The organism is Chitinophaga sp. RAB17 (assembly GCF_052114225.1).
In the GTDB taxonomy this organism is placed as follows: domain Bacteria; phylum Bacteroidota; class Bacteroidia; order Chitinophagales; family Chitinophagaceae; genus Chitinophaga.
Map to the genome: position 1 here is coordinate 129986 of NZ_JBFREI010000004.1, position 13296 is coordinate 143281.

Genomic DNA, 13296 nt, shown 5'->3' on the forward strand with positions numbered 1-13296 from the left:
CCAGATAAATCTTTAATAGAAAAGGCCTTCCTGTTGATTTACAGGAAGGCCTTTTCTGCTAAAAACCTTTTAGAATTTATACGCAAAACCAGCGGAAAAATTCCTTGGTTTCTGCGGGTTGATAGACCAATAACCGGTGTAATAAACTTCGTTGGTGATATTGTTTACTGCCAGTGAAATCCTGAATTTCCTGGCATTGTAAAATACAGTACCATTTAGCAGCGTATAGGAAGGTAATAAGAATACGCCGGTGATACTGTTATCAATTACTTTGTACACGCCGCCATAATTACCTCCGAAACCGAGTCCGAAGTTTTTCAGGATGCCGTTACTGAATCTGTAGGTGGCCCAAAGATTAGCGAGGTCCTGGGGGCCTTGTCCACCCGGACTTCTGCCTGGTTCGCCATAAAAGTCATCTTTTGCGCCGGAGATGATTTTGGTTTCATTATGGCTATAGCCTGCAATGATATTCAGACCATTTAACGGATGAGCGCTTACTTCAAATTCAATCCCTTTGCTGCCTACCTTTCCACCTTGTGTAACATCGTGCTGGTTCAGCGCATCGGGCATTACCCTGTCTGATACTTTGATATCATATACAGATACTGTACCGGTTAGCCTGCCATCAAACAGGGTGGTTTTAACACCGTATTCGAATTGATCGGCATGTTCTGGTTTGAAAGATTTTACCCGGCTGTTACTGCCATCTGCATCGGATACTGTTTGTGGCGCCACATTGATGAATGCATTCATATAATTGGCAAACAGTGATACTTTGTTCAGGATGGGCTGATATACGATACCAAACTTTGGAGATATGGCAAACTGGCTGTAATCGTCATCAGGATTATTTTTATCGCCTTTTGAATCGAAGTAGTCGGCGCGTAGGCTCACCATGGCAATTAAAGCTGGTGTGATATTGAGTACGTTGGAAAAGTAGGCACTGTAGGAACTATTGGAGATGTTGGTTTTGGTGCTGTCCAGTGGCGCCAGCAGCTGTTTGATAGCAGTCATGGTTAAATCTATCGGCGGGCCCGGTTCGCCGGTTTCCGGATTAAAATAACCTATTTCTCCCTGTGGCGTAACGTTTCTTGCGGAAGCCCATCCGGTGCTGTTTTCCACAACATGACGATGGTAATAATCCAGTCCCACCAGCAGGCGGTTTCTCATATTACCAATTTTGAAATCGCCGTTGAAGTTTTGTTGGATATCGAGTGTGTTCGTCTTTTGATTTTCGTAATGGAAATACTGCTGGAACCATTTGTCACCGGGCACATCGTCCCAGATATAGGTATAAATCCCATCGGATTTAATTCTTCCGGTAGATACCACTGTTTGAGATTTCCATTGAGAAGAGAGCTTATACAACATTTGCGCCTGTAGGTTAAAGCGCGGATTACGGATCGTGAGATCGTTGTTGGTAAAGGATAACCTGTTATTGAGGTTCAGCGCCTGCACGGTTTTGAAATCCAGTAAAGTATCCCTGTTGGATTGGAAGAAGATAGGTGGTGCAGCCCTTTTTTCCTGCATGATTTCTGCCATTACGCTGAAGGACAGACGGCTGTTTACTTCATAGGAAAAGGAAGGTGCAATGAAAAACGACTTCTTGAAACCTGCATCCTGGAAGGTGTTTTCGCTATGAACAGCGCCGTTTAAGCGGAGTGCGATCTTTTTCTTTTTGCTTAACGGGGTATTGATGTCAATGGTGATTCTGTTTAAGTCAAAGCTACCAGTGTTGTAAGTGACTTCTCCTCCAAAAGTATAGTATGGTTTTTTGGTAATGGTGTTAATCATACCACCATAACTTTGAAAGCTACCGCCGAAAAGCGTACCTGACGGGCCTTTGATGACTTCTATTTCTTCCACATCTGCCGGGTCCGGATTGCCGCTGGTAATGCCGGGCAGACCATTATACAGGGAAGGCTGTGCATCAAATCCACGCAGCGCAAAGTAGGAGGCGCCATCGCCCGCTCTGCCGGTAGATTCCCAGGTTCTGGTAATGCCGGGTACATTGCGTAAGGCATCATCATAGTTGGAGATGACCTGTTGCTTTAAAAGCTCGGATGATACCGTACTATATACTTGCGGATTTTCGAGTTTTTCCAGTGGCATTTTGGCCACTGATTTATTTTCCTTCTTAATATTACCGGATGACACAGTTACTTCATGGAGCTGTGCAGCGTTCTCTTTCAGTACAAAATCAACCTGTGTGGCCTGGCCCGCGATAACGTTGATCTGTTTTTCTTCCGCAATAGATACCAGGTCGCTGACCAGCAAGGTCCAGGTGCCTGGTTTTACATTCCTGATAGTGTATACGCCTTGCTCGTTGCTGATGTCGCCCCATCTGGCATTTTTAATTCTGATGGTAACGAGTGGGGCTGGTTTGCCGTCACTGGTGGTAATAGTGCCTTTAATGGTACCGTTGTTGTCTTTTGCACTTTGCGCATACAGGCAGGTGGTGGCAAACAGATAGGTCATTAAAAGTAAAAGCCGATGAAACATTTAAAGTGTGATTTGGTTGTGTGATCAGTTAGACTGCAAAGGTTGATCACAGACCGCGTCTTTAGTTATGCCAATCGGGAAAATAATTTACGCAATACGGAAAAATATAATGAATGAACGGAACAGGTTTCAGGCGTTACCAGGGAAGCTGTTATTTTTTCGGGAGTATGGCGGTAGCTTCAATTTCAATCAGTATATCACTCCGGAACAGCTTATTCACCTGCACCAGTGTACTGGCAGGAGGTGTTTGGGTATTGATAAATTTATCCCGGGCATTCCGGATGGCCTGAACCTGGGTCACATCTGTTATAAAATAGCCGAGTTTCACCACGTTGTCCATGGTTCCGCCGGCATCTTCAATAATGCTTTTAATGTTCTGGAATACCTGTTCTGCCTGTTTACCGGCATCGTCTTTTCCTACGAGATTGCCTTCTTTGTCGAGGGCTACCTGGCCGGAGAGGATAAGCATTTTGCAATTGCCCAGGTCAATAACGGCGGCCTGGGAATATCCTTTAGGTACATGTACGGTAGTGGGATTGATCATTTTCACCACAGGTGACTTTGTTTGGGAAAAAGCGGCCAGCGAAATAAACAGGGCGGGCAGGAATATGATTTTTTTCATGCGGATATTTTTACGGGATCTAAAGATAATGATTCCCATTTTCCACCTGGCGAAAAAAAGCGTGTGGCTCTCCGGAATTTTATTTTAAATAAAATAGATCCAACAGGGATTAGCCCGGTCAGATTTAACGTCTTTAGTTATTAAAAGAATGGACAAAGCAAACATACAAGTCAGGCAATTATTTTCTATCCCTGTAATGGTAGCGGCATTGGGCTATTTTGTAGATATATACGACCTGTTATTATTCAGTATTGTGCGCATCCCCAGTTTGCAGGCACTCCATGTTGGAGAGAGCGAGTTGCTGAAGAAAGGCATTTACCTGATCAATATGCAAATGGCCGGTATGCTGCTGGGAGGCATCCTGTGGGGCATTTACGGCGACAAGAAAGGAAGGTTATCCGTTTTGTTTGGCTCTATTTTATTATACTCCCTGGCAAATATTGCCAATGGTTTTGTGACTACGGTAGACCAATATGCGTTGCTGCGTTTTATTGCAGGGGTAGGACTGGCAGGAGAACTGGGTGCCGGCATCACGCTGGTGGCCGAGATCCTGCCGAAGGAAATAAGGGGTTATGGCACTACCATTGTATCGGCAGTAGGGGTATTGGGAGCTGTGCTGGCCTATGTGGTGGCGGATATGTTTGACTGGAAAATTGCTTATTTTATCGGTGGAGGATTGGGCCTGGCATTACTCGTACTACGATTTAATGTATTTGAGTCGGGTATGTTTAAAGCTGTAAAGAAAGAAACGACCTCCCGCGGAAATTTCTTTGCATTATTTACGTCTGCTGCCATGTTTTATAAGTACCTGCGCTGCATCCTGATAGGATTGCCTATCTGGTTTGTGATAGGTATACTGGTTACTTTTTCTCCCGAATTTGGGAAAGCCATTGGTCTTACCACAACCGTGTACGCCGGTAAAGCAGTAATGTTTTGTTATATCGGACTTTCACTGGGAGACATCAGCAGCGGGCTTTTAAGTCAGTATCTGCGGAGCAGGCGGAAATCGGTATTTGTTTTCATTATACTCACCCTCGTTACGGTAGTCATCTACCTGGTACAAACCTCACAAAGTATTTTCATTTTTTACGGGTTATGCTTATTGCTGGGATTTGCAATTGGTTACTGGGCATTGTTTGTAACCATTGCTGCAGAACAGTTTGGTACTAACCTGCGGGCAACTGTAGCCACCACGGTGCCTAATTTTGTGCGCGGCAGTGTCAATATTTTTACACCATTATTCCTGTTGTTAAAAGACCATACCAGTGTGACCCAGGCGGCAGGCATCATTGCGCTCGCCACTATTATGCCTGCTTTACTAGCGCTTTGGAAAATGGAAGAAACGTTTTCGAAAGATTTGAATTATACGGAGTAACTGCTTTAGCATGCATCTGCCTATATGCACCTGGTAAACAGCGGGTGCATATATCTCCCGATGCAACGCGTCAAACTTTAACTTTCTGTTTGCACCTATAAGGTTAATTTCACTGGTAGGCATCACTGAATACCCGTCCCCCTCTTGCACTGTGCGATGCCGGCTTCACCTTATAAATAAATGATTATGCCCGCATCCAGATGGTTAATGATGATATTTGTTGTGTGTATTACCAGTCAGGTTGTAAATGCTCAGTTTACGCTGAAAGGAATGGTTGTAGATGCCGGCAGCAAAAAGCCGCTTCCTTATGTAAACATTGGTATCCCGCATAAGAATGTTGGCGTCATCTCTCATCCGGACGGCACTTTTACGATTAATATTCCGGAGCAATATAGAAATGATACGCTGACTTTCTCTATGGTAGGGTATACCTCGATAAGTTTTAATATCAATAAGATTGGACAGATTACACAATTTGAGTTAAAGGAAAAAATAAGCCAGTTAAACCCGGTAACTATTGCCGGGGAAAAGCTGACGGAAGAGAGAATAGGTATTGTAAAGTACCATCCAATTGTTCATTTCACAGATGCCAGTACCAATCAGGACGATATTTTTGAGATCGCCCAGTTAGTCAGGCTGGATGATAAGGCGGCTAAAGTAACGAGCCTTAGTTTGTATATCAGTGAGGACCGGAAGGACAGTGGTATCTTCCGGATCAATTTTTATAGCTTCGATGGTAAACGTCCCGGGAACCGGATTTTTGAAGAAAGTATTGTGCAGACACATGCTATTCAAAAGGGCTGGCTGAAATTTGATTTGAAAAAGTATCATCTCTATTTGAAAGGAGATGTTGTTGCTGCGATAGAGTTTATTCCATTGGAGAAAAAGACAGCCCCGATTTATTACGAAGTAAAGCTGGGAGGATCAGCCAGGAGCTTTACCCGCCCCCAAAGCCAGGGAGAGTGGAGAGTGCCGCCACATCATTATCGCATGTTCATGACAGCCCTTGTATCCAACAACCGCCGGGATAAACACCCGGAAAATGGTGACGAAAAAGAAACGTTGCCGGCTGTTCGACTATATTCTTCTTTCGTACAGGATAGCTTCTCTATATTTATTAAAGTGCCGAAAGACTATGATAAAAGAAAGGATAGTCTTTACCCGGTTGTATACCTGTTGGATGCCAACGCTTATTTTGACCAGGTAAGCGATTATATAAAGAGAGAGTTATCCGTAGCGCCCATCCTGGTAGGTGTTGGGTACGCTGATTTTGTTCAGAATGATTCTTTAAGGAGCCGGGATTATACTTACCCGGTAGCATTGGCGGAGGATAGCTTTGCCATCAGTGGTGGGGCAGATAAGTTTTTACATTTTCTTCAGCAGGAGCTGCTACCATATGTTGATAACGCCTATCGTACAGATACCAGCAATCGCACTATTATGGGCCACTCATTGGGTGGCTATTTTACAACGTTTGCGATGGAAAGAGAAGTGTTGAAGAAGCGTATTTATTTCAAAAATTTTGTGGCCGCCAGTCCTTCTTTATCTTACTATGATAATTACCTGCTTAAACAACTGGGAGATATCCCCTGGAATACCCCGGCGCCCCCACGCACATTATATATTACAGCGGGCGGATTAGAAAGTGACAGCGGTGATGGCGCCCCTGCTGATATGAAGGACTTTATCCGGGATATGCAGGCAAGGAAGGGAGGTGCCATCAATGTGAAGACAGCAATTTACCCGAATTACTCACATATGGAAACTGCGGTGAAGACGTTTCAGGATGCATTAAAATGGCTGATGGAAGGTAAGTAGTGCCTCTGCATTTTACAGGCGTGTTGCTATAAAACAGGACTCGTGAAAAAAGAAGTTCACAGCGTATTGTTACAAGAAATTAATTTTAGCCTTAAATTTGGGTAATATCCTACTGTAACCCACCCAATATTTAATACTAAATGACCGCGTTTGATGAAGCAGAGAGAACATATCATCAACAACTATATTGCTGCTTATAACAGCTTCGACGCCGACAGGATGGTGGCCGATTTTGACGATAACATCCGCTTTGAAAATATTTCAAACGGGAAGGTAGATATGACACTGGTGGGCGTGGAAGCTTTTAGACAACAGGCGGAACAGGCAAAGCGGCTGCTTTCGGAAAGAAAACAAACCATCTTATCGTTCGTACATGAAGCGGATAAAACCACTATTGAAATCGACTACTTTGCCATCTTAGCGATTGACCTGCCCAACGGACTTAAAAAAGGGGCGGAGCTCAAATTATCAGGTGTGTCTGTTTTTAAATTTGAAGGCAATAAAATTATAGCGTTATCTGATATCAGTTAGTCACCTGATGTATTCTATTATATCGAATTATAAGCACGTGGCGTAAAATTTACACGTTTCCGCTCATACCAAAATATAATTTCCTTTCTCATTATTTTATTATTTTCCTGCCGGACCAATATTCTCCTATGTATGGCTAACTTAAACCTTAAAGCGAAAGGATTAAATACGTATGATGCTATTGTAGTAGGCTCCGGTATTTCCGGCGGCTGGGCTGCGAAGGAACTCTGCGAAAAGGGACTCAAAGTATTGCTGCTGGAACGCGGAAAACAACTGGAGCATATAAAAGACTACACCACTGCAACGAAAGCTCCCTGGGAAGTACAACATAGGGGAGCGCTCACCAACATTCAACAGAAAGAGCATCCTTTCCTGATCCGTGAAAGGGCATATTCAGAGTTTAATGAAAGCTATTGGCTGAAGGATGCGGATAGTCCGTATCTGGAAAAGAAACGCTTTGACTGGGCCCGTCCGGACATCGTAGGCGGCCGTTCTATTATGTGGGGCCGCGGATCGCTCCGTCTCAGTGACCTGGATTTTGAAGCCAATATAAAAGAGGGCATAGGCATCGACTGGCCTATCCGTTATAAGGACCTGGCGCCCTGGTATGATCATGTGGAAGCTTTTGCCGGCATCAGCGGACAGGCAGAGGGATTGGCACATTTGCCGGATGGCATTTTCCAGCCTCCTATGGAAATGAATTGTTTTGAGAAACAGGTGAAAAGCAGGATAGAGTCCACCTTCCCGGATCGCCGCATGACTATTTTCCGTACAGCCAATCTCACGCAGCCGATCGGCGACAGGGGGAAGTGTCAGTATCGTGATCGCTGTGCCCGCGGATGCCCTTTTGGCGCTTATTTCAGTACGCAGTCGTCTACACTGCCTGCTGCGGTAAAAACGGGTAATCTTACTCTGCATCCGGATGCCATTGTAAACAGTATTATCTACGATGAAAGCAAAGGCAAGGCCACCGGGGTACGGGTGATAGATAAGCATAGCAAAGAAATGCAGGAGTTCTATGCGAAGATCATCTTTCTAAATGCTTCTACACTTGGCAGCACCTTTGTGCTGATGAACTCTGTTTCTAATCGTTTCCCGCAAGGATTGGGTAATGATAGCGGCGTGCTGGGGCATTATCTCATGGATCATCATTTTCATGCCGGCGCAAGTGGGATATCAGAAGATTTTAAAGATAAATATTACTATGGCCAGCGCCCGGCAGGATTTTATATTCCCCGGTTCCGCAACCTGGGTAACGACAAACGTTCCTATCTGCGGGGATTCGGTTACACCGGTTACAGCAATCGTAGCGGATGGTCCAGGGGAATTGCTGAACTGGGCATTGGTGACGCTTTCAAAGATTACCTGTCTGAACCAGGTCCCTGGCAAATGGGATTAATGGGCTTCGGTGAATGTCTGCCCTACGAAGAAAATAAGGTCACCCTGGATCATAGTGTGAAGGACGCATGGGGGCAACCGGTACTGCAGCTGAATTGCGAATTCAAAGATAATGAGCGGCAAATGCGGAAGGATATGGACCAGGATGCAGTGGCGATGCTGGAAGCGGCAGGACTGAAAAATGTGCAGCCTTTCAACAGGGATTCTTATCCAGGTATGGCCATACATGAAATGGGGACTGCCCGCATGGGAAAAGATCCCCGTACTTCTATCCTCAATGAATGGAACCAGGTGCATAGCGCTAAAAATATATTCGTCACTGATGGTGCTTGTATGACTTCTTCCGCCTGTCAGAATCCTTCGCTGACATATATGGCCATTACTGCCAGGGCAGCGGATTATGCGGTGAAGGAATTGAAGCGACAGCAGCTCTGATAAATAGAAAAGGGCAGACATCCATGTCTGCCCTTTTCTATTAAAGATAACACGATCAGGTATCAGGACTTACATCATCCCAGGCCTGATTCATATAATTTATCAGCCAGTTTAAAGCAATATGTCTTTCTAATACTACTTCAGGATGCAGGTTTCCCGGCGCGTTCTGCTGTTGAAGATTTGCACTTGTGCAGGCCCAATCATATCTCAAAATCAAATCAGCCTGATCAAGTATTTCTTTTTTACTTCTCAATTTTGCTTTATCCCTGAATTGCGGGGCATTAAATGAAGAAATAAGGTCTACATCTGCCGTCACATTACAGACAGCGTCCGGGAAAGATAAACTATCTATATATCCTAATGCCCATAACATCACATGTGTTCCTTCCGCTCTCCAGTTGGCGTTGGCCATGTCCTGTGCGGTAGGGCGGTCTGCGAGTATAAAAGCTTTTTCTGCTTCCGTAAGATGCTGCATCACCTGATAGTGCTTGTCGAAGTCTGCTAATATGGCCTTGCCAGCACTTTCGCTTTTCAATTCCATAAAACATAATGCCAGTGCCCTGTTGACTACTTCCTCTTTTGTCCTGATGGTAACGCTGTCTTCCGGCGCCACAAATAAGGCATTCTGGTTATTGTATATCGGAATATTATGTGCCACACATATGGCCTCGGAAGCTAAACGTCTGCGTTGCTGATCGGCAGAAGGCGTGATGTTTTCAACCGGTTTACTAATATCAGGTGTTTCTATCTTAACTTCCTGCACTGGGGCCCGCGGGGTCTGCCCGCAGCCGAATAGTGACAACATTGTTCCTGCAGCCAGAACTATTTTTAAATGCTTCATATGCAGATTTAAACCTTAAATATAGTACATATTTCATATGCCTATGGAATCCGCGTTTGTAAATCTATCGCCTTGAATGTATCTTACCATTCCGTAAGAAACATAAAACGTGCATTGTATGTCTGAATCATTGAAACCTTTACGTGTATTAGTAGTGGGTTGTGGTAATATGGGCGCTTCCCATGCCACTGCCTTTCACACATTGGATGGATTTGAAATCTGTGGTATTGTATCTACCGGTGCCAGTAAGCAGGTACTGAATGATAAGCTGGGTGGAGGTTATAGTCTGTATAGTCATTATGAAGAAGCATTGGCAGCCACCCAACCGGATGCCGTATGTATTTCCACGTATCCGGATACACATGAAAGCTTTGCTATTACGGCATTCGAACAGGGATGTCATGTATTTATAGAAAAGCCACTGGCCGACTCTGTTGCAGGAGCGGAGCGTGTGGCAGCGGCAGCCCGCAAAGCCGGTAAGAAACTGGTAGTGGGTTATATACTCCGGCATCATCCTTCCTGGCAGCGTTTTGTAGAACTGGCGCAGCAATTGGGTAAGCCACTGGTGATGCGCATGAACCTCAATCAGCAAAGTTCGGGTAACAAATGGATGGTACACCGTAACCTGTTGCAAAGTTTGAGTCCTATTGTAGATTGCGGTGTTCACTATATTGATGTGATGTGCCAGATGACCCGCTCAAAGCCAGTACAGGTATACGCTATCGGTGCGAGGCTCTCAGATGATGTGCCGGCAGATAATTATAACTACGGACAACTACAGATCCGTTTTGAAGATGGTTCTGTTGGTTGGTATGAGGCTGGCTGGGGTCCTATGATGAGCGAAACCGCCTTCTTTGTAAAAGATGTGATCGGGCCGGAAGGATCTGTATCTATTGTTGCTAAAGATGCCGGCGGCGCCGGTAAGTCTGATAACGTAGACGCACATACTAAAACAGAGTCGCTCCGTTTCCATCATGCTGCACTGGATGAAAACGGGAAATTTGTAAAAGAAGATACCTGGATCACAATGGAAGGAGAACCTGGACATCAGGGCTTATGCGACCGGGAACAATTATATTTTTTACAGGCGATCCGGGAAGATATAGACCTCACGGAACATGTGCAGGATGCGGTAAACAGTCTCCGTATTGCTTTTGCCTGTGATGAATCTGTACGTACCGGTAAAGTGGTCATGCTCTGATAAAAATACTTTGAGCAATGTGCAGCCCTCGCATGTTGCTCAAAGCTTATCCCTGAACGTTTTGGGCGACACGCCCATGATTAATTTAAAAGACCTGGAAAAAGTATACTGATCCGGATACCCCATTTCCCCCGCAATTTCTTTCACGGTAAAATCTGTTTCTCTTAATAGCTGGCTGGCCTTCTGCATGCGGAGGGACGTGAACAGCTGAATAGGAGAGTAGCGTGTTTTTTCTTTGAATAACGCAGAAAGATAGGAAGCAGAAAAACCCGTTTCGCGGGAAAGGTCTGCCAACGTTAAGTGTTTATCCAGTTGCTGCTTCATTAGCGTGATACATCGTTCTATAATATTTTCTGCGCCGTGTTTCATGTAATTAAAAACAGTGAGCCGAAAAGTGCCGAGGAAGCTATAGAACCGGAAGTTGGCATATAACAGGTTCTCAATATTATTCATGAGGTCCAGGTGATGCAGAATATCATCAAACTGCGCATTCCTGCCCACCAGTGGCGGGATGGTGTGAGGCTTTAAGGCAGTACCGAGGTAGCGGTAGATGTCATCCGCCAGCAGTCCGGAAAACTGTACCGAATACAAACGCCAGGGATCATCCGGAGATGGTCCCGAACGAAAAGTGGTATTTGCCGGAATGATCAGGTACTGATTGGTTTTGATGACCGTTCTTTTTTTGCCCACTTCCAGCCAGCCCTTGCCATGTGCGGAATACAACAGGGTATATACCGGTGATGCCTTTACTTCGCCGGGTTCTCGGGCAGTATTTTCAGGATAGCGGCCAATGTTGGTAATAAAAAGATTCCTGCCAAGCGGATGTTTTTCCAGCTTACGTTTCAGGTGGTCAGGTAAGATCCATGTACTGGGTGTGTTGGCAGCAAGGTGATTCATGGTGATAGTAATTTAAGCCATTCTTTTCATAACATGCAACATTGTTTGATACAAAAAAAAAGACAACCTTAGCATAAGAAAGCAGCACTGTGATTTTTTGTTTCCACGTATGAAATTATCAACCAATAGCGAACACCTATGCATCAAATGCCTTTAATTGATCTGGCTGTCATTGTGATTTACCTGCTGTGTATGATCCTGGTGGGACTGTGGTTTTCCAGGAAAAATAAGAATGCTGCACAATTTACAACAGCTTCCGGAACGATTCCGGGCTGGGCATTGGGACTTTCGTTGTACGCTACTTTTTTAAGCAGCAATACTTTTCTGGGTGTGCCCGGAAAATCTTTCGGCAGCAACTGGAATGCATTTGTATTCAGCTTGTCGATGCCACTGGCGGCCTTTATTGCAGCGAAGTATTTTGTGCCATTCTATCGCCATAGCGGTGAAGTAAGTGCCTATACACATCTGGAACGCCGCTTCGGCCCCTGGGCCAGAACATACGCCATGGTTTGTTTTATGTTGATGCAGCTGGCCAGGATGGGGTCTATCTTTTTCGGTGTAGCATTGGCGTTACAGGCGCTTACAGGTTTGGAAATGCGTACAATCATGACCGTTACAGGCATCTGCATTATCATATATACAGTGTTGGGAGGCATGGAAGCAGTCATCTGGACAGAAGTACTGCAGGGTATCGTTAAAACCGCCGGAGCGTTAATTATCCTGGGGCTGGTGATTACAGGGATGAACAACGGGATCGCCGATATTTTCAGGATTGGGATGGACAACGCTAAGTTTTCACTGGGGAGTTTTAATCCGGCTGATGTGCGTACCTCTACTTTCTGGGTAGTGTTGCTCTACGGATTTTTCATCAACCTGAATAATTTCGGTATGGACCAAAACTACGTACAACGCTATCATACTGCCAGGTCTGAGAAGGAAGCTTCCCGCAGTATCTGGTTATGTGTATACTGGTATGTGCCGGTAAGTATGGTCTTCTTTTTTATTGGTACGGCCTTATTTGCCTACACGCAGCAACATCCGGAAATGATACTGGCAGTAAAGCAAACGGTAGCTGCTGAGCGGCATGTGCCCGTGGAAACCTTGTTGCCAGCGGATTATGGCGATAAGGTATTGCCCTGGTTTATGGTCACAAAAGTACCAAAAGGATTGCTGGGATTAATTGTAGCCGCTATTCTATCAGCAGCTATGAGCACCGTGAGTAGTGGTATGAACAGCACCGCTACTGTTTTTCTGAAAGATATTTACCAACGGTATATCAACCGGGTATCCGGTCCTGGAAAAGATATGAAGGTACTCTACATCGCTACTACGGTGACAGGTTTGCTGGCCATTCTTTTTGGCATCTCCATGATAGGAGTGAAAAGCATCCTGGATATGTGGTGGGAATTATCGGGCATCTTCGCCGGCGGTATGTTGGGTTTATTTCTGCTGGGCATTGTGTCCAGAACAAAGAATGCTGCCGCCGTTACTGCTACGCTGATAGGTCTGGTGGTGATTCTCTGGATGTCTCTTTCAAAATACCTGCCTGCGGCATGGGAGCAATGGCGTAGTCCGTTGCATGTGCACCTGATTATTGTAGTGGGCACTTTGTCAATATTCCTGGCGGGCATGCTGCTAACGCGGCTGCAACGCAGGGCACTCCCTGAATCTTAAAC

Annotated in this window: 10 protein-coding genes; 6 read left to right on the forward strand and 4 right to left on the reverse strand. The window is 45.1% G+C overall.

Annotation, left to right across the window (positions count from 1 at the left end; translation table 11 throughout):
• Nucleotides 1-69: 69 nt before the first annotated feature.
• Together AB4Z08_RS15890 and AB4Z08_RS15895 are read right to left on the reverse strand one after the other, a co-directional pair.
• The gene (locus AB4Z08_RS15890; RefSeq protein WP_441574741.1) at nucleotides 70-2502 is read right to left on the reverse strand and encodes a TonB-dependent siderophore receptor; all 2433 of its coding nucleotides are present in this window, start codon (nucleotides 2500-2502) and stop codon (nucleotides 70-72) included.
• Between the two features lie 151 nt (nucleotides 2503-2653).
• Nucleotides 2654-3124, reverse strand: coding sequence for a RidA family protein (locus AB4Z08_RS15895; protein WP_441574742.1), 471 nt, complete (start codon nucleotides 3122-3124; stop codon nucleotides 2654-2656).
• Between the two features lie 148 nt (nucleotides 3125-3272).
• On the opposite strand from AB4Z08_RS15895, the gene AB4Z08_RS15900 reads away from it, so the two are divergent.
• The 4 genes from AB4Z08_RS15900 (at nucleotide 3273) to AB4Z08_RS15915 (ending at nucleotide 8681) form a co-directional block, all read left to right on the forward strand.
• Complete coding sequence (locus AB4Z08_RS15900) at nucleotides 3273-4499, forward strand: MFS transporter (RefSeq protein ID WP_441574743.1); 1227 nt, start codon at nucleotides 3273-3275, stop codon at nucleotides 4497-4499.
• Nucleotides 4500-4685: 186 nt separating this feature from the next.
• Nucleotides 4686-6317 carry an alpha/beta hydrolase-fold protein gene (locus AB4Z08_RS15905; protein WP_441574744.1) on the forward strand — a complete coding sequence of 544 codons (1632 nt, stop codon included), beginning with the start codon at nucleotides 4686-4688 and terminating at the stop codon, nucleotides 6315-6317.
• Between the two features lie 153 nt (nucleotides 6318-6470).
• Nucleotides 6471-6848: a nuclear transport factor 2 family protein gene (locus tag AB4Z08_RS15910; RefSeq protein ID WP_441574745.1), complete on the forward strand. Its 378-nt coding sequence runs from the start codon at nucleotides 6471-6473 to the stop codon at nucleotides 6846-6848.
• Nucleotides 6849-6980: 132 nt separating this feature from the next.
• Complete coding sequence (locus tag AB4Z08_RS15915; protein WP_441574746.1) at nucleotides 6981-8681, forward strand: GMC oxidoreductase; 1701 nt, start codon at nucleotides 6981-6983, stop codon at nucleotides 8679-8681.
• A 55-nt stretch (nucleotides 8682-8736) separates the two neighbouring features.
• On the opposite strand, the gene AB4Z08_RS15920 is transcribed toward AB4Z08_RS15915, so the two are convergent.
• Nucleotides 8737-9522, reverse strand: a complete 786-nt coding sequence (locus tag AB4Z08_RS15920; RefSeq protein ID WP_441574747.1) for a DUF4272 domain-containing protein — start codon at nucleotides 9520-9522, stop codon at nucleotides 8737-8739.
• Between the two features lie 118 nt (nucleotides 9523-9640).
• Here AB4Z08_RS15920 and AB4Z08_RS15925 point away from each other — a divergent pair, with 118 nt between their 5' ends.
• On the forward strand, nucleotides 9641-10723 hold the full coding sequence (locus AB4Z08_RS15925) for a Gfo/Idh/MocA family protein (RefSeq protein WP_441574748.1): 1083 nt from the start codon (nucleotides 9641-9643) through the stop codon (nucleotides 10721-10723).
• A gap of 39 nt (nucleotides 10724-10762) precedes the next feature.
• Here the strand turns inward: AB4Z08_RS15925 and AB4Z08_RS15930 are convergent, their stop codons facing one another.
• The gene (locus tag AB4Z08_RS15930) at nucleotides 10763-11620 is read right to left on the reverse strand and encodes an AraC family transcriptional regulator (RefSeq protein WP_441574749.1); all 858 of its coding nucleotides are present in this window, start codon (nucleotides 11618-11620) and stop codon (nucleotides 10763-10765) included.
• 138 nt (nucleotides 11621-11758) lie between these two features.
• Here AB4Z08_RS15930 and AB4Z08_RS15935 point away from each other — a divergent pair, with 138 nt between their 5' ends.
• Nucleotides 11759-13294: a sodium:solute symporter gene (locus AB4Z08_RS15935; protein WP_441574750.1), complete on the forward strand. Its 1536-nt coding sequence runs from the start codon at nucleotides 11759-11761 to the stop codon at nucleotides 13292-13294.
• Nucleotides 13295-13296: the final 2 nt, after the last annotated feature.